This is a genomic window from Gordonia zhenghanii (genome assembly GCF_021738965.1).
Classification (GTDB): Bacteria; Actinomycetota; Actinomycetes; order Mycobacteriales; family Mycobacteriaceae; genus Gordonia; species Gordonia zhenghanii.
The window spans coordinates 56,549-72,855 of record NZ_JAKKOQ010000006.1 but is presented as its reverse complement, the minus strand read 5'-3'; the positions used below and the strand labels follow the sequence as shown (position 1 = coordinate 72,855).

Genomic DNA, 16,307 nt, shown 5'->3' with positions numbered 1-16,307 from the left:
GGTCTCACGCCTCGAACTTGTATCCGAGTCCGCGAACGGTGATGAGGTGGCGTGGCTGCGACGAATCGGGTTCGACCTTCGACCGCAGACGCTTGACGTGGACGTCGAGGGTCTTGGTGTCGCCGACGTAGTCGGCTCCCCACACGCGGTCGATCAGCTGGCTGCGGGTGAGGACTCGCCCGGAGTTGCGTAGGAGGTACTCGAGAAGGTCGAACTCCTTGAGCGGCAAGGTGAGTTCGTCGGCGCCGACGCTCACAGTGTGGCGCTGCACGTCCATCCGCACCGGACCGACCTCGATGACGCCGATCGCCGCGTCTTCGTCGTCGGCGACGACTCCGCCACGGCGCAGGACGGCACGGATGCGCGCGATCAGCTCACGCGCCGAGTACGGCTTGGTCACGTAGTCGTCCGCGCCGAGTTCGAGGCCGACGACCTTGTCGATCTCGCTGTCGCGCGCGGTCACCATGATGACCGGTGTCGCCGACTTGGCGCGGATGGACTTGCAGATGTCGGTTCCCGACACTCCGGGGAGCATCAGGTCGAGTAGCACGATGTCCGGATTGATTCGCTCGAACGCGGGCAGCGCCTGCGTTCCGTCATTGACGATGCTCGCCTCGAAACCTTCCTTGCGGAGCAGGAAGGCCAACGGGTCGGCCAGCGATTCTTCGTCTTCGACGATCAGTACATGCGTCAACGCGACTGTTCCTCTGCTTGGTCCGGGGTCTGTTCGATGGGTATGTAGAGGCTGAACGTGGAGCCGGTCCCCGGCCTGCTCCACAGCCCGATGTGTCCGCCGTGGCTGGCTGCCACGTGTTTCACGATAGCCAAGCCGAGGCCGGTGCCGCCGGTGGCGCGCGACCTCGCCTTGTCGACACGGTAGAACCGCTCGAAGACTCGTTGCTGATCGGCGGCCGCGATGCCGATTCCGCGGTCGGTGATCGCGATGCACACCATCGCCCGGTCGTCGATGACGACTTCCTTGCGGCTCACCGACACGACGTCGCCGGTCGGTGAATGGTTGATGGCGTTGACGAGGAGATTGCTCAACGCGGTGAGGAGAAGCGTTCGGTCGCCTTTCATCGACAGACGACTCGGCGTGTCGGTGACCAGCTCGATGTCGGCGACCTCGGCGGACACCCCTGCACCGGCCACTGCGTCGTCGACGAGTGCGTCGACGTCGACGTCGATGAGGTCGGCGACTCGGCCGTCCTGCAGTTTGGACAGTCCGATGAGTTCATTGACGAGGGAGCCCATCCGGGTCGCCTCTTTCAGGACGCGACGACCGAAGTGCTCGACGGCGCGCGGGTCGTCACGCGATTCGAGCATCGCCTCGGCCATCAGACTGATCGCACCGAGGGGCGTCTTCAGCTCGTGGGAGACGTTTGCGGCGAAGTCGCGGCGGGTCGCCTCCACACGCTGGTTGGTCGAGTCGTCGTCGCCGTACACGAGGACGAACCGTTCACCGTTCGCCTCGGCGAGGCTCGCCACGCACCGCACAGTGTCGACCGGGCGCGGAACCGCACGCCCCGTGGAGACGAAGCCGAGCGTCGAATGCGGTGGCGAGAAGTCGAATCGTCGGTCGGCTCCGGTCGACATGACTTCCGCTACGCCTTCGGCGATGGCGTCGGCGAGTACACCGCGAACCATTCCCAGTTCGGTGGCTCTGTCGTTGAACATCACGACGGTGTGGAACTCGTCGACCACTACGATCCCGGTCTCTGCCTCGGCCACCATCAGCGCGAGGAGATGGGTTCGCGACACGTCGGCGACCTCTGCGGAGCCGGTACTGTCGCCCTCGCGACTGCGGGCGTCGAGATTGGGGGCGTCGAGACTGCGGGCGTCGACTCGCGCCGGACCGAATCGACCGTTCGACGCGGCACCATCGATCAAGCGGTCACCGCTGGTTTCGGACACAGCCGCGATCTTACGGTCACCGCCTGGAGTTCGCAGCTTGGGCGACCAGTCTTCGCCGTCCATTCATTCCGGGGCAATGCTGGTTACTCACACATGAACTCCCGGTGATGCACGCGCGACTCGAATGTCACTTCGCGACGAGGTCCGAGTACTCCGGATGCTTGTCGAGGTAACTGGCGACGTACGAGCACACGGGGACGACGTGTCGCCCGTTCGCTCGGATGTCGTCCAGGACCTGCTTGACCAGTTCTGCCGCGAAACCCCTTCCGCCCCACTGGTCGAACACGACCGTATGGGTGAGCGCGAGGTTGTCGCCGTCGGTCGTGTAGTCGATGTATCCGACTTCGACCGTGCCATGTTCCTCATCTGCGAGATCAGCGCGATAGCGCTCACGCTCGGCCAGATGTGTCACCGAAATCGTCGCGTCTGCCATGCCTCCAATGTAGCCGAGGTCACCGGTTGCGCGCACTGATTGTGCAGCCGATGAGCAGTGCCCATTCGGGTCGACCTCATGACGTGGAGGAACCACGTCCGCTCCGCGTCGGCGACCCGTGGATCAGCCGACGCGGAGCACGGCGTCGCTATTTCCCACCCTGGGCGGCAACGGCTGCCGCTCCGGCGGCCGCGGCCTCCGGATCGAGGTAGACACCGCCGGGCGTGACCGGACGCAGGTTCTCGTCGAGGTCGTACCGCAGCGGGTTGCCGGTCGGGATGTTGAGTTCGGCGATGTCCGCGTCAGAGATGCCGTCGAGATGCTTCACCAGCGCCCGCAGCGAGTTGCCGTGTGCAGCGATCAGCACGGTCTTGCCTGCGCGAAGGTCCGCTTCAATGGTCTCCGTGTAGTACGGGATGAAGCGCTCGACCACGTCGAGCAGGCATTCGGTGAGCGGTACATCGATTCCGTCGTACCGCGGGTCGCCGACCTGGCTGTATTCGGCGTCGGCCTCGATCGCAGGAGGCGGAGTGTCGTAGCTGCGGCGCCACAGCATGAACTGCTCGTCGCCGTACTTCGCCTTGGTCTCGGCCTTGTTCAGGCCCTGCAGCGCACCGTAGTGACGTTCGTTGAGCCGCCAGTCGCGGATCACCGGGATCCAGTGGCGGTCCGCGGCGTCCAGCGCGATCTGCGCGGTCGCGATCGCCCGACGCAGCAGCGACGTGTACAGGACGTCGGGAAGCAGATCGTGCTCGGTGAGCAGCTCACCGGCGCGGACCGCTTCGGCGCGCCCCTTCTCGGTCAGTGCGACATCCACCCAGCCGGTGAACTGGTTGGACGCGTTCCACTCGCTCTCGCCGTGACGCATAAGGATCAAGGTGCCGTTGCTCATGGAGCCCAGTTTTCCATATCGCCCGCACCCCTCGCCCCGCTGACCGACCGACTGCTGTCCCCGCCCGCTGATCGAGCGGAGTCGAGATCCCCGCCCGCCGATCGAGCGGAGTCGAGATCCCCCGCAGATCGAGCCCCGCCACTGCTGATCGAGCGGAGTCGAGATCCATACGAGCGCGACGGCAGGGAGTCGTGCCGAAATCAGTACGCGCATTGGCCACCACGGACTATTAGTCCTCGATGCCCGGTGAGCGCACTGATTGCGGGCGTGTCTCGACTCCGCTCGACCAGCAAGAGCGTGTCTCGACTCCGCTCGACAAACGGAGAAGGGCTCGACAAACGGAGAAGGGCTCGACAAGCAGAAGAGTGCTCGACGAGAGGAAAGCCGGATAGGTCAGCCGCGCGCCTGGTCGCGGCCGCGCGCCATGACCGAGGAGCGCCGATCTTCGACCACCGACGGGTCGAAAGTCTTCTTCCACTCCTGATCCGTCTCCTGCTCGACGGCGAGAGCCGGGTCGAGAAGGTGATGTTCGGCTCGGCGGTAGGACGCGAGCAGTCTGCGCACACCGGGCCGGTCGTTGCCCGCGACAGTCGATGCGACGTCCAGAGCCTTGTCCATCAGGGACTCGTGCGGGACCACTTCGGTGACCAACCCGACGCGCAACGCGGTCCGCGCATCGACGAAGTCGCCAGACAGACTCATTCGGACCGCGAAGGCACGGCCGACGAGAGCTGGCAGGCGGGCGGTCATCCCCCAACTGGGGACGAGGCCGAAGCGCGCATGAGTGTCGGCGAACCGCGCTTTCTCGGAGGCGATCAGGAAGTCACAGGCGAGCGCCAACTCGAGGCCGCCGGTGACGGCTGCACCGTTGATCGCGCCGATCACCGGCTTGGACATCGGCTTCCACGGATGACCTAACGGAATGCCGGGGTCGGGTTCCGCCGTGAGATTGGCACCGGTTTCGCCGAGCTCACGCAAGTCCAGGCCGGCGCAGAACGCTGGATCGGATCCGGTGAGGACGACGACGTCCACGTCGTCGTCCGACTCCGCAGCGGCCTGTGCCCGCTGCAGTTCACGAATCATTCCGCTCGTGAGCGAGTTCCGGGCGTCGGGTCGGTTCAACCGCAGCACCCGTACCCGGCCGTGCTGCTCTTCGATGACTGCATGCTCGCTGTTCATTCGACCAACCGTCCTACTGCTTCAGGTCTTTACGCAGGATCTTGCCCGACGCCGACTTCGGGACGGCCTCGATGAACTCGACGGCACGGATCTTCTTGTACGGTGCGACGCGCTCCGCAGTGAAGGCCATGACCTCGTCCTCGGTGAGCTGTGCGTCGTCCTGCAGAACGACGAACGCCTTCGGGATCTCCTCACCGTCGGCGTCGGCGACACCGATCACGGCGGCGTCCGCGATCTGCGGATGCGTCAACAGCAACGCTTCGAGTTCGGCGGGCGGCACCTGGTAGCCCTTGTATTTGATGAGTTCCTTGAGGCGATCGACGATGGTGACGCAGCCGTCGTAGTCGACGGTCGCCATGTCGCCGGTGCGCAGCCAATGCCCGTCCACGATCGTCTCGGCGGTCGCCTGCTCGTTGTTCAGGTACCCGAGCATCACGTTGGGGCCACTCACCCACAGTTCGCCGGGCGCCGAAGTCCCGTCGGCGGGCACTTCGACGTCGTCGCCGGTCGCCGGGTCGACGATTCGGTTCTCGGTGTTCGGGATCGGCCATCCACACGACTGCAGCGACGCCACCCGCCCCATCGTGTTCTCGCCGCCGTCGAACGGGATCACATGGCTGACCGGTGACAACTCGGTCATACCGAAGCCCTGCAGCATTCGCAGGTCGAGACGGCGGGCGACGGCGTTGCCGAGCTCCTCGTCGAGAGGAGCGGCACCGGAGACGATGGTGTGCAGCGACGACGTGTCGTATTCGTCGACGATCGGATGTTTGGCCAGCGCGACCGCGATCGGCGGCGCGATGAACGTGTAGGTGACCTTGCGGTCCGCGATGTTCTCCAGGAACGCGACGAGGTCGAATTTCGGCATGACGACGAGCGACGCCCGCGCGTTCAACGCAGAGTTCAGCAGAACCGTCATCCCGTAGATGTGGAAGAACGGAAGCACGGCGAGAACGACGTCGTCGCTCCGGAATCCTTGCACGGGAACGGTCTGCGAGACGTTCGACACCAAGTTCCGGTGACTGAGTTTGACTCCCTTCGGATTTCCCGTGGTGCCGGAGCTGTACGGGAGCGCAGCGACGTGCGTCGCCGGATCGAAGGTCACGTCGGGAGCAGGCTGCCCCGAACCGAGCAGTTCCGCAGCGTTGGGGTGCCCGGTCGGTTCCGACCCCTCACCGTCGAGGATCACGACATCGCCGTCGGCGATACCGACCGCATGCGCCGCTTCGAGTGCCTGCGGAGCCATCAACGAGATGGTGACGATCATCCGCGCCTTCGAGTCGCGCAGCTGTTTGGTGATCTCGTTCGCCGTGAACAGCGCGTTCAGCGTCGTCGCTGTCGCGCCGGCTCGAAGAACACCGTGGAAGACGGTTGCGAACGCCGGGATGTTCGGCGCGAGGACGGCGACGACGTCGCCGACTCCGATACCGCGGGCGGCGAATGCGCCTGCGGCGGCGTCGATCTGGTCAACCAACTGACCGTAGGTCGTGGTGGCTCCGGACCCCGCGTCGACGAGAGCGACCCGCTCACGGTCGGCGTCGGTGAGGGATCCGAACAGGAAGTCGTAGACGCTGACATCGGGGATCTCGACGGGCGGGAAAGGCGAAGTGAATGTCATGGCGGTCCTTCGTCGGTGAGGGATTCCACCGACCTTACCCAGTCGCGGTCCCGTTCAGTCTCTGGACGGCTCACCGATCGCGTCGAGCGCAGCCGAATCGGCGAGCGGCGCGATCTCGGGAAGGTCGTCCGGGTCGATGAGGTGTGCGAACGCTTCGAGGTTCTTCATCGGCTCGCCTCGCGACACCCGCCACGCCCACTCTCGTTTGATCGAGGTGAGGAAGCCGATCTCGAGGATCTGGTTGAAGTCACCGTCTGCGGCTTCGAGGACCTGCCCGAGGACCCGATCGATCTCGTCGCGGCTCACTGCGTCGCTCGAGATCCGGCCGATCAGGTAGATGTCGCCCGCGTTGTCGAGCGTGTAGGCGACGCCGTACAGCCGCCGATTCCGCTTGAGCAGATACTTGTACACGGCCTCGAACTGCTCGTCCGGCCGGCGGCACACGAACGCCTCGACCCGGACGCCGTGGACGGCCGCGGTCAGCAGGACCGTTGTCTTGAGTTTCCGTTCGCCGGGGAGTTCGACGACGAGGTGCTCAGACTTGGCGCCACCGGACGATCGCCGCGAGTAGTCGATGCCGCTCTCGTCGAGGGCGGTCCGCAACTGCTCTGTGTAGTCAGTCGTGCTCATCTGGTCTCCATTCCCGATCCGTCTGGAATCACCCTGCCTGCGGCCTTCACAACGTATGTCCCGGTCATACCGTCAACCGGGTACGGCGACGACGGCGCAGCCCGAAGCGTCCCGCCAGGCGACTTCCGGAACCGCGATACCCGGCGAGCGCGCGGTCGTAACTGGTCAAGAGCGCATCGGTGGTGTGCTCCCACGAGAACTTCTCGGCGTGGACGGCAGCACGGGACCCCATGGCGCGCAATCCATCCGGGTCGGCGAGCAGTTCCGCCAACCGCTCGGTCCACTCGCTTATGTCGTGTCCACGGACGAGGCGCCCGGTCACTCGGTCGTGGACGGCTACCCCGAGGCCGCCGACGTCGGCCGCGAGGACGGGGATACCGCACGCCTGCGCTTCGACGGCGACGAGTCCGAAGCTCTCCGAGTAACTCGGCACCGACACCAGGTCGGACGCCCGGTACACCTGGGCGAGATCGTCGGGAGCCTGCGGCGGAAGGAACGTCACCCGGTTCGCTACGCCGAGTTCGGCGGCGAGTTCGATGAGGCTCTCCGGCAGACCGAGGCCGTTGCCGGACGGTCCGCCGACGACGAGCAGCCGAAGACGGCCCGTCGGGTCGGCGTGGATCAAAGGCGCGACAGCGCGCAACAGAACGTCCGGAGCCTTCAGCGGCTGGATGCGGCCGACGAACGTCACGAGCACATCGTCCGGATCGAGACCGAGCCGCGCACGTGCAGCGAGCTTCGATCCGGGCGAATACCGATCGAGGTCGGCTCCGGGGACGACGACGTCGACGCGCGAGGGATCCGCCCCGTACAGGTCGATGAGTTCCGCGGCCTCGGTCGGCGTGTTCACCACGAGCAGGTCCGCCTCGTCGACCACCTGTTGCTCACCGATGACTCGCATCGCCGGTTCGGCGGTGTCACCGATCGCGAGCGACGCGTTCTTGACCGCCGCGAGAGTGTGCGCGGTGTGCACCAGCGGAACACCCCAGCGGTCGCGGGCCAGCCAGCCGACCTGCCCCGACAGCCAGTAATGAGAGTGGATCAGGTCGTAATAGCCGGGGTCCTGCGCGGCTTCGGCACGCAGCACGTTGGCCGAGAACGCACACAGCTGACCGGGGAGATCCCGTTTGTCCAGACCGTCGAACGGTCCGGCCGGAACGTGCCGCACGGTGACGCCCGGAGCAGCTTGAACGCTCGGCTCGTCGGCCGACGACGTCGCCCGCGTGAAGATCTCGACTTCCACCCCGCGTTTGGCCAATCGCGTCGCCGTCTGCCACACGTAGACGTTGAGCCCACCCGCGTCGCCGGTCCCCGGCTGCGCGAGCGGCGACGTGTGCACCGAGATGAGTGCCAGACGTCGCGGGAGGTGTCGACCCGTCATGGTGTCCAGCGTAACCACCGACGGAACCGGCCACCGGTCGCGGTGACTGATGCACGTTCACGCATCGCTTCGACAAACACTTCGAGAGCGCCCTATTATTTTCGGTAACGATTGTCATTACTTTTCATCCTTGATTTCTGGAGCCGCACACCACATGCCTTCCACACGTCGATTCCGCCTGTTCGCCGCCCTGGTGTCGACCGCAGCGTTGACCGCAGCCCTCGTCGCGTGCGGCAGCGATTCGGGTCCACAAGAGACCGATCACCCCGTCGTCGTCGCCTCGACCGACGTGTGGGCATCGGTCGCGAACGCGGTCGCGGGCGACGACGCCGACGTATCCGCGCTCTTCGACAAGCCCGGCGGCGATCCACACGAGTTCGAGCCGACGAACGCCGACGCCGCACGCGTCCTCGACGCGAATGTGATCGTGATGAACGGCGGGCACTACGACGCCTATATGGAACGCATCGCCGCCGACGCCGACGGGCACAAGGTCACCGCCCTCGACGAGGACGACGACAGCGATCACGACCATGACCACGGCGACGACGCGGACGACAGCGATCATGACCACGGCGACGACGACAGCGATCATGACCACGGCGACGACGACAGCGATCATGACCACGCCGACGAGACCCACGATGATCACGACCACGCGGCCACCGAGCACGCCTTCTACACGCTGCCTGTCGTCGCCGACACCGCAGACGACATCGCCGACGCACTCGCCGAAGTCGCCCCGTCGCACGCGGCGGCGTACCGAGCGAACGCGAAGACCTTCCGCGCCGAGATCGACCGACTGCGCGCGCGAATGAGCGCGTTGGGAACCGCCCACCCGAACACCCGCATCGCAGCCACCGAACCGCTCGCAACGACACTGCTGGACGAGGCCGGGATCACCGACGTCGCGCCGCCCGCGTTCACCTCAGCCGTCGAAGAGGGGCAGTCGCCGTCGGCCGCCGACCGCGCAACCTTCGACGACCTTCTACGCAGTCACAAAGCAGCGGCACTGCTCTACAACGTCCAGTCGGTCGATCCGGCCACCGAGGCCGTGTTGGCGACCGCGAAATCGGCTAACGTTCCGGTGGTGGAGTTCACCGAGTCCCTCCCCGAAGGCGTCGACAGCTACATCGCGTGGCAGTCGGCTCAGATCGCCGGCTTGGAGAAGGCATTGAACGCGTGAGCGACCCGGTAATGCGCTTCACCGGATCCGGGTTGTCGTTCGACTCCCGGACCCTATGGCGCGATCTGGACTTGGACGTGGCTCCCGGCGAGTTCATCGCCGTTCTCGGCCCGAACGGGTCGGGTAAGACGACGCTTCTGCGCACCGCCCTCGGCCAAATCGGTCTCACCGACGGCGAAGTGTCGGTGAACGGGCGCATCGGCTACATCCCCCAGCAGCACGCGGACGACTCGGACACGATGATGCTGCGCGGCCGCGACCTCGTCGGGTTCGGTGCGGACGGATCGTCCTGGGGCATGGGACTTCGCGGAATGCGGTCGCGCCGCGCGCGGGTCGACTCCGTGCTCGCCGAGGTCGACGCGACCCGTTTCGCGAACACCGCGGTCGGTCTGCTCTCCGGAGGCGAACAGCAGCGACTGCGGATCGCCCAGTCGTTGATGCGCGATCCGTCGATCCTGTTGTGCGACGAACCGCTCGCCAGCCTCGACCTGACGAGCCAGCAGGTCGTCGTCGACCTCCTCGACGCGCGACGACGTCGAGCGGACACCGCCGTCCTGTTCGTCACGCACGAGTTGAACCCGATCCTGCCGTTCGTCGACCGCGTCCTCTACCTCGCCGACGGCCGGTTCCGGATCGGGACAGTCGACGAGGTCATGAACTCGAGGACCCTGTCTGATCTGTACGGCAGCCCGATCGAAGTGGTTCAGATCGGTGGCAGGCTCATCGTGGTCGGCGGCGAGGACTCGCATCACTGTGTCGAGCACGGGTACGCCGACGAGGCGGTCTCGTGACGTCGACGCCCATCGCCGCGAACATGGGACAGTTCTTCGAGTTCTCTGCGACCGGCCACCTGCTGTCGTACGAGTTCGTGCAGCAGTCATTGCTCGCGATCGCCCTCCTCGGACTCATCGGTGGCGTCCTGGGCCCGATGATCGTCGCGCGCCAGATGAGTTTCGCGGTACACGGCGCAGCCGAACTGTCGTTCACCGGCGCGGCGGCCGCACTGTTGGCGGGTGTCGGCGTCAACATCGGCGGCGTGATCGGCGCCGTGATCGCCGCAGCAGTCTTCGGTCTGCTTGGTCAGCGTGCGCGCGAACGCGATTCAGTGATCGGCGTCGTCATGGCGTTCGGACTCGGCCTCGGCGTCCTCTTCTTGTCACTGCACGGACGCGTCGGCCAGGGCTTCGCTCTGCTCACCGGCCAGGTGGTCAGCGTCGGCACCGACGGCCTGATCGCGGTCGGCGTGACGGCGGCTGTCGTCCTCGTCGTCTACGCGATCATCTACCGACCACTCCTGTTCGCGAGCCTGGACCCGAGAGTCGCCGAGACTGCGGGCGTCCCCACCCGCCTGCTGTCCGTGGTGTTCGCGATCCTCGTGGGCCTCGCGGCGGCGCAGGGCGTCCAGATCATCGGAGCCCTGCTCGTGATGAGCCTGCTGATCACGCCCGCGGCCGCAGCGTCCCGTCTGACCGCGAATCCGACTACCGTCCTGGTCCTCTCGGTGGTCTTCGCCGAACTCGCCGCCGTCGGCGGACTCGTCCTGTCCCTCGCCCCGGAACTCCCGGTGTCGGTGGCTGTCACGACCATCTCGTTCGCCATCTACGTCGTCTGCCGCCTCATCGGAATGCGCCGACGCGACTGACCCCTACTGCCTCACCCTGCCGATCGAGCGCAGTCGAGATCCCCCAGCAGTTGCTATTACGAGCCGCGTGACCAGTATGTGGTCACGCGGCTCGTAGCAGAGGGTCTCGAGTCCAGCCGCCTACTGCTCCTCGGCGAAACCCGGATTGCATCTCGCCGAGATCATCTCGCTCTCGGTGACGACGGGGCGGTCGGGTTCCAGGTTCCAGCTCGGCTTCTCCGGATCGACGAGACGCGCGAACGTCCAGTGGCAGTCGAACTGGGCGCGCATTCCGGGACTGTCCGCATCCGGGTACAGCGCGAGGACCTCGTTCCACGCCTCGGCGCCGGTCGTGTCGCCGGAGACGTTCCGCCCGTTCCGAGTGGGTCGGATCTGCAGGCTCGGTCCGACCTCGGTGTCGACCCAGTCCGCGCCCTCGACGTACGGCGGGGGCAGAGTCGGCGGTTGCGGCCGGGAAGAACGAGTCGGCGAAGAATCGGTCGGCGACGCCGAGGAGGGGGTCAATGCCGAGGGCATCGACGTCGACACCGGCGTGTCGGGCACCGACGACGCGTCCCCGCCGCCGTCATCACCCCCACCACCGTCACTGCACGCACCGACCAACAGCACCGCCGCGCAAGCGAGCGCCGACACCGTGAAGCGCCGACGAATCACCCGCTGACCGCCATATGCACCCGCTCCCAGGCGTTGCGGCGGCCGCCGTCGGGGTCGGCGACGACGCGGGGCGGATCGTCCAGGATCATCACCTGACGGTCGTCGACCGTGTAGCGCGGCCAGCTGGGCGACGGAACGCCCTTGCGCGCGAACCACGTCCAGTGCGACTGCACCGTCGCGGTGATCCGCCTGGTCGACGCCCAACTGCCTGCGGCGGCCAGCCCCGCACCGATCGGGTCGCGGTAGATGCCGAACACCGCGAACAGGTCCGTCGCGTGGGTGGCGCCGATTCCGGTGAGGTTCAACGCTGCGGGCGCGTAGTCGTAGCGGTAGACGTAGGTCGGCGCACGCTTGCTGTGGTCGGCGGCGAACATCTGCGTCGGGATCCAGAAGGTGGCGTCCGCGGCGAGACGTACATGGTCACGAGTGCCCGGATAGAGCGCTTGCACCTCGATCTGGATCTCTGGATCGTCGACGCCGACGAACGCCTGGGTCGCGTCGGGCAGGATGTTCCAGAACCGAGCGAACAACTCGCCCTCGTCCTTGTTGTGCCCGATCATCAGCGGAACTGGATGCGTGTTGCCGTCACGGGCAGCATGGTTCGGCCGCTGCGGCAGGTAGTCGCCGTCGATGGTCGGCGCGAACGGCATCGGATCCGACAACTGCGCCGCTCGAGCGAATCCCAACAGCTTGTTGCCCGCGCGCACCAAGTCCATCCCCGACGCCTCGTCGACGATCCGTGCGACGACCTCGGGATCCAACGGCGGCTCAGTGCGTTCGGCACCAGCGCGCCGCGTCGGATCGATGAGCAACCGGACGAACTCGTCGGCGAAGACCTGCGCGTTCTCCTTCTCCACCACCAGGTCCGGAGCCGGGCTCTGCGAGATGGCTCCGGCGAACAGTCCGGCGGCGGCGGGCGTCGACAGCAGAGTGATCGCGGCCGACCCTCCCGCGCTCTCCCCGAACACGGTGACCCGGTCGGGGTCCCCGCCGAATGCGGCGATGTTCCGTTGCACCCACTCGAGCCCGGCGACCATGTCGCGCAGGCCGAGATTCGACTCGAACCGACGCTCCGGAGTCGAGTAGTCGCTCAAGTCGAGGAACCCGAGCGGACCCACGCGATAGTTGACGGTCACCACGATCACGTCGCGCGAGCGCGCGAGATACGCGCCGTCGTAGATCGGCGTGGACGTACCGCCCAGGATGTAGGCCCCGCCGTAGTTGAACACCATGACCGGGCGCGGCGCCGCCGAGACAGTCTCCGGCATGAACACGTTGAGGGTGAGGCAGTCCTCGTGGCGAGGCTGGAAGCGTCCGGCCCCGCGCGCGGTGAACAACTTGTCCTGAACGGGGGCGTTCCCGTAGTCGTCACAGTCGAGCACACCGGGCCACCCCACGACGGGCTCCGGTCCGCGCCACCGGCGCGGTCCGACGGGCGGGGCCGCGAACGGAATGCCCTTCCACGCGATCGTGCCCTTGCGTCCGCCGCGGCCTCGGCGCCCCTGCACCGCGCCGTCGGCGATCATCACCGTCGTGTCCATCACTGCCATGCGCCCACACTATAGGCGTCCGCAGAACGGACGGGATTAGGCTTGAGCCCATGGGTCCAACCGCCGTCATCGACCTCAACGCCGACCTCGGGGAAGGCGTCGGCGACGATGCGGCGATCATTCCGCTCATCAGCAGCGCCAACATCGCGTGCGGCTTCCACGCGGGCACCCCGACCATCCTGCGTGACACCTGCGCGAAGGCTGTCGACTCGGGCGTCCGGATCGGCGCGCAGGTCTCCTACCCGGACCGGTCCGGCTTCGGACGACGGTTCATGGACGTGACGACTGAAGACTTGATCGCGGACGTCCTCTACCAGGTGGGCGCGCTCCGCGCGCTGGCCGAGTCCGTCGGCGGCACCGTCGAGTACGTGAAGCCGCACGGGGCGCTGTACAACGCCGTCGTGCACCACGAGCAACAGGCTAGGGCCGTGGTCGACGCCGTCACGAAGGCCGGTCTGCCGTTGATGTGCCTGCCCGGTTCCGTTGCTCAGAGACTCGCGCTCGACGCCGGCGTTCCGGTCATCACCGAGGCGTTCGCCGACCGCGGCTACACACCGGAGGGGACACTGGTGCCCCGGACCGAACCCGGCGCGCTGCTGCACGACTCCCAGACGATCGCCGACCGTGTCGTGACACTCGCACGGACCGGAGCCGTCACCGCAGTCGACGGATCGATGATCGACGCCGACGCGACGTCGGTATGCCTGCACGGCGATACTCCGGGGGCGCTTGAGCACGCACGTGCAGTACGGAAGTCGTTGGCAGCTGCGAATATCGACGTACGCGCGCGATGACGCCGCGAATCGTCCCGCAATCGACTCGCGGCGTCATCGCGGGTTTCGCGGCCTACGGCAGTTGGGGTCTGTTCCCACTCTTCTTCGACGCGCTGCGACCGACCGGGCCATGGGAGATCCTCGCCCACCGAATCGTGTGGACCCTGCTGTTGTGCGTCGTCGTGTTGGCGATCATGCGGGACTGGACGTGGATCGCTCGCCTGCGCGGTCAGCGCCGACTGTTGGCTGGCGTGACGATCGCGGCCTTCTTGATCGCGACCAACTGGGTCGTGTACGTCGCGGCAGTCACTTCCGGGCATACCAGCGACGCCGCTCTCGGCTACTTTCTGAACCCACTCGTGACCGTCGCGCTCGGCGTCGTCGTCCTCCGTGAACGGCTCCGGCCGCTGCAATGGGCCGCGGTGTCCGTCGGCGTCGTCGCGGGCCTCTACCTGGCGATCGCGGGCGGAGCGATCCCGATCACGGCATTGGCTCTCGCCTTCTCGTTCGCCGGATACGGTCTCGCAAAGAACAAGGTCGGAGCCCGCCTTCCCGCGCTGCACAGTCTGACGCTGGAGACCGCGATCCTGACACCTCCCGCGCTGGTGATCTTCGCGATCCTCGCCGGCACATCGAGCGGCTTGGACTTCGGTGATCACGGCGCCGGACATGCCGCACTGCTCGCGCTGTCCGGCGTCGCGACCGCCGTCCCGCTACTGTTCTTCGCCGCAGCGGCTCGACGCATCCCGCTCGTCACCGTCGGACTGATCCAGTTCGTCACCCCGGTCGTCCAACTCCTGTGCGCGGTGTTCGTGCTCGACGAGCACCTCCCGACCGAACGTTGGATCGGATTCGGGATCGTCTGGGTCGCGCTGATCCTGCTGACGACCGACAGCCTGTGGAACGTCACAGCGTCGCGGCGCCGTTCACGAGCAGGCACCGACCGCGACGGCTAGGCGCGCGACCGTTCGCGGAACAGGCGCGGCGGCATCGTCGGACCGCCAGGTCGTTGCCCCACCGACAGCAGTTCGGGCCGCTCGACGAACAGGAAGGCCACCGCCATCATCAGGACCGGCGCCAGAAGCAGGACCGCTCCCCCGGCGCCGCTCGTCGACAACGGGACCGCGGCGAGGCGGGTGACCAACAGCAGTCCGGCGAAGACCACCGCACCCGCACCGACGACCCCCATCCGCAGTCGCGTCCAGCCGAGTTCCGGACGTGTCAACGCGGCTTCGAGAGTCAGGGTGAACACGATGCCTGCGAGGATGTCGATCGCGTAGTGGAAGCCGAACCCGAGGGTCGCGGCGATCGTGCAGACGAACCACACCGAGCCGAATATCTTCGAGGCCGTCGAGCCACGCAGACCGTGCAGGAGGATGCAGGTCGCCCACGCAGTGTGCAGGCTGGGCATGCAGTTCCGCGCGATGCCCTGATTGAAATATGCGGCGACGGGCTCGGTGATGTCAGGTGTGACCCACGGCCAGACGTCCACCCAGCCCGACCCCAACTGCTCGTGGCCGAAAGCGTACGTCGGGCCGACCACCGGGAAGATGAAGTAGATGATCGGACCGACCATGCCGATCACCAGGAACGTGCGGACGATGTGATGGCGCGGAAAACCCTCGCGCGCCACATGGCGCAGTTGGAAGAACGCGATGATCGCCGCACCGACCGGCAGATAGACGTACACCTTGCTCAGCACTTCAGTGAGCGCCGCGCTGTCGGACACGATGCGGCCGATCACCCATGACGGTGAGCCGAGTGCCCGGTCGGCCACCTCGACGTACTCGTCGAGGACCTTCGCGTTCGCTTTGGCCGACAACACCAGCCACGCGTCGCCGACGCGCCCCATGATCGGCATCATCAAGCCGAGTCCGACCGCTTTCAGCGTCGCCGACTTATCGTCGCCGCGGAGTCTCCAGAACGCGTACAGTCCGGTGCCGACGAGCCCGAAGAGGATGCCGTTGCCGACGGTGGCCGGGTCTCCGACGATCAGTCGCTGCAGGTTCCAGACGCCTTCGAGCAGCACGACGCCGCCGAGCATCCACCACCGCAGACGAGCAGGCATGCAGACGAGCGCCAGCAGCAGCCCCGCCATCTTGATCTCGCCGATGCCGGGACGGCCGACGAAGTCATGGGCCAATAGGTCCACCGGTCCGCGGATGCCGTAGACCAGTGCGACGCACTGGATGACGACGACGAACGCTACGAGGACGAGGACGACCGCCCACCATCCGCGCACGCCGAGTTCGACTCGTCGCGACGTCAGACGACGCACGCGATCGAAGAACCCCGGCTGCGCTTGGTGTAACACGGCTTACAGGTTAATGAACAAACGCTGAATTTCTAGAATCCTGTGACGCGTCTGTCATTCAGTCGACGCCCGCAGGACGCCCCGGCATGACGATTCGCCCGATATACGACGAAATCCCATGGCATAGACCGGCATACTGCG

General features: G+C 66.5%; 16 protein-coding genes. 5 read left to right on the top strand and 11 right to left on the bottom strand.

Going from position 1 to position 16,307, the window contains the following annotated elements; all coding sequences use genetic code 11:
- Nucleotides 1-4: 4 nt before the first annotated feature.
- The 8 genes from L5G32_RS07095 to mshA form a co-directional block, all read right to left on the bottom strand.
- Nucleotides 5-694 (bottom strand): winged helix-turn-helix domain-containing protein, encoded by a 690-nt coding sequence (locus L5G32_RS07095; RefSeq protein ID WP_237010333.1) that lies wholly within the window; start codon nt 692-694, stop codon nt 5-7.
- Nucleotides 691-1,914: a sensor histidine kinase gene (locus L5G32_RS07090; RefSeq protein WP_237010332.1), complete on the bottom strand. Its 1,224-nt coding sequence runs from the start codon at nt 1,912-1,914 to the stop codon at nt 691-693. Before L5G32_RS07090 ends, L5G32_RS07095 begins: the two co-directional genes overlap by 4 nt.
- Before the next feature lie 127 nt (nt 1,915-2,041).
- The gene (locus tag L5G32_RS07085; RefSeq protein ID WP_237010331.1) at nt 2,042-2,347 is read right to left on the bottom strand and encodes a GNAT family N-acetyltransferase; all 306 of its coding nucleotides are present in this window, start codon (nt 2,345-2,347) and stop codon (nt 2,042-2,044) included.
- Between the two features lie 148 nt (nt 2,348-2,495).
- Nucleotides 2,496-3,239 carry a phosphoglyceromutase gene (locus L5G32_RS07080; protein ID WP_237010330.1) on the bottom strand — a complete coding sequence of 248 codons (744 nt, stop codon included), beginning with the start codon at nt 3,237-3,239 and terminating at the stop codon, nt 2,496-2,498.
- 393 nt (nt 3,240-3,632) lie between these two features.
- Nucleotides 3,633-4,418 (bottom strand): enoyl-CoA hydratase, encoded by a 786-nt coding sequence (locus L5G32_RS07075; RefSeq protein ID WP_237010329.1) that lies wholly within the window; start codon nt 4,416-4,418, stop codon nt 3,633-3,635.
- A 13-nt stretch (nt 4,419-4,431) separates the two neighbouring features.
- Nucleotides 4,432-6,036 carry an AMP-binding protein gene (locus L5G32_RS07070; RefSeq protein ID WP_237010328.1) on the bottom strand — a complete coding sequence of 535 codons (1,605 nt, stop codon included), beginning with the start codon at nt 6,034-6,036 and terminating at the stop codon, nt 4,432-4,434.
- A 54-nt stretch (nt 6,037-6,090) separates the two neighbouring features.
- The gene (locus tag L5G32_RS07065; protein WP_237010327.1) at nt 6,091-6,666 is read right to left on the bottom strand and encodes a type III secretion system chaperone family protein; all 576 of its coding nucleotides are present in this window, start codon (nt 6,664-6,666) and stop codon (nt 6,091-6,093) included.
- A 64-nt stretch (nt 6,667-6,730) separates the two neighbouring features.
- Nucleotides 6,731-8,047, bottom strand: a complete 1,317-nt coding sequence (gene mshA, locus L5G32_RS07060; protein WP_237010326.1) for a D-inositol-3-phosphate glycosyltransferase — start codon at nt 8,045-8,047, stop codon at nt 6,731-6,733.
- Between the two features lie 154 nt (nt 8,048-8,201).
- Here mshA and L5G32_RS07055 point away from each other — a divergent pair, with 154 nt between their 5' ends.
- The 3 genes from L5G32_RS07055 to L5G32_RS07045 are packed head-to-tail and all read left to right on the top strand — an operon-like array spanning nt 8,202 to nt 10,875.
- Nucleotides 8,202-9,233 (top strand): metal ABC transporter solute-binding protein, Zn/Mn family, encoded by a 1,032-nt coding sequence (locus L5G32_RS07055; RefSeq protein ID WP_237010325.1) that lies wholly within the window; start codon nt 8,202-8,204, stop codon nt 9,231-9,233.
- Nucleotides 9,230-10,024, top strand: a complete 795-nt coding sequence (locus L5G32_RS07050; protein ID WP_237010324.1) for a metal ABC transporter ATP-binding protein — start codon at nt 9,230-9,232, stop codon at nt 10,022-10,024. The genes L5G32_RS07055 and L5G32_RS07050 overlap by 4 nt, the downstream gene beginning before the upstream one ends.
- A gap of 23 nt (nt 10,025-10,047) precedes the next feature.
- A complete protein-coding gene (locus tag L5G32_RS07045) occupies nt 10,048-10,875 on the top strand; it encodes a metal ABC transporter permease (protein ID WP_237010623.1) in 828 nt (275 codons plus the stop codon).
- Between the two features lie 120 nt (nt 10,876-10,995).
- On the opposite strand, the gene L5G32_RS07040 is transcribed toward L5G32_RS07045, so the two are convergent.
- Nucleotides 10,996-11,529, bottom strand: coding sequence for a DUF2599 domain-containing protein (locus tag L5G32_RS07040; RefSeq protein ID WP_237010323.1), 534 nt, complete (start codon nt 11,527-11,529; stop codon nt 10,996-10,998).
- Nucleotides 11,526-13,079 carry a carboxylesterase/lipase family protein gene (locus tag L5G32_RS07035; RefSeq protein WP_237010322.1) on the bottom strand — a complete coding sequence of 518 codons (1,554 nt, stop codon included), beginning with the start codon at nt 13,077-13,079 and terminating at the stop codon, nt 11,526-11,528. Before L5G32_RS07035 ends, L5G32_RS07040 begins: the two co-directional genes overlap by 4 nt.
- Before the next feature lie 50 nt (nt 13,080-13,129).
- Between L5G32_RS07035 and L5G32_RS07030 the strand changes: the two genes are divergently transcribed.
- Complete coding sequence (locus L5G32_RS07030) at nt 13,130-13,873, top strand: LamB/YcsF family protein (protein ID WP_237010321.1); 744 nt, start codon at nt 13,130-13,132, stop codon at nt 13,871-13,873.
- Complete coding sequence (gene rarD, locus L5G32_RS07025; RefSeq protein ID WP_237010320.1) at nt 13,870-14,808, top strand: EamA family transporter RarD; 939 nt, start codon at nt 13,870-13,872, stop codon at nt 14,806-14,808. Before L5G32_RS07030 ends, rarD begins: the two co-directional genes overlap by 4 nt.
- On the opposite strand, the gene L5G32_RS07020 is transcribed toward rarD, so the two are convergent.
- Nucleotides 14,805-16,166 (bottom strand): phosphatase PAP2 family protein, encoded by a 1,362-nt coding sequence (locus L5G32_RS07020; RefSeq protein ID WP_237010319.1) that lies wholly within the window; start codon nt 16,164-16,166, stop codon nt 14,805-14,807. The two genes, rarD and L5G32_RS07020, sit on opposite strands and share 4 nt — an antisense overlap.
- Between the last annotated feature and the right edge of the window lie 141 nt (nt 16,167-16,307).

Coding starts and splice junctions, on each gene's coding strand:
- L5G32_RS07085 (WP_237010331.1), bottom strand. CDS start 2,347: ATGGCAGACGCGACGATTTCGGTGACACATCTGGCCGAGCGTGAGCGC.
- L5G32_RS07080 (WP_237010330.1), bottom strand. CDS start 3,239: ATGAGCAACGGCACCTTGATCCTTATGCGTCACGGCGAGAGCGAGTGG.
- L5G32_RS07075 (WP_237010329.1), bottom strand. CDS start 4,418: ATGAACAGCGAGCATGCAGTCATCGAAGAGCAGCACGGCCGGGTACGG.
- L5G32_RS07070 (WP_237010328.1), bottom strand. CDS start 6,036: ATGACATTCACTTCGCCTTTCCCGCCCGTCGAGATCCCCGATGTCAGC.
- L5G32_RS07065 (WP_237010327.1), bottom strand. CDS start 6,666: ATGAGCACGACTGACTACACAGAGCAGTTGCGGACCGCCCTCGACGAG.
- mshA (WP_237010326.1), bottom strand. CDS start 8,047: ATGACGGGTCGACACCTCCCGCGACGTCTGGCACTCATCTCGGTGCAC.
- L5G32_RS07055 (WP_237010325.1), top strand. CDS start 8,202: ATGCCTTCCACACGTCGATTCCGCCTGTTCGCCGCCCTGGTGTCGACC.
- L5G32_RS07045 (WP_237010623.1), top strand. CDS start 10,048: ATGGGACAGTTCTTCGAGTTCTCTGCGACCGGCCACCTGCTGTCGTAC.
- L5G32_RS07035 (WP_237010322.1), bottom strand. CDS start 13,079: ATGGCAGTGATGGACACGACGGTGATGATCGCCGACGGCGCGGTGCAG.
- L5G32_RS07030 (WP_237010321.1), top strand. CDS start 13,130: ATGGGTCCAACCGCCGTCATCGACCTCAACGCCGACCTCGGGGAAGGC.
- rarD (WP_237010320.1), top strand. CDS start 13,870: ATGACGCCGCGAATCGTCCCGCAATCGACTCGCGGCGTCATCGCGGGT.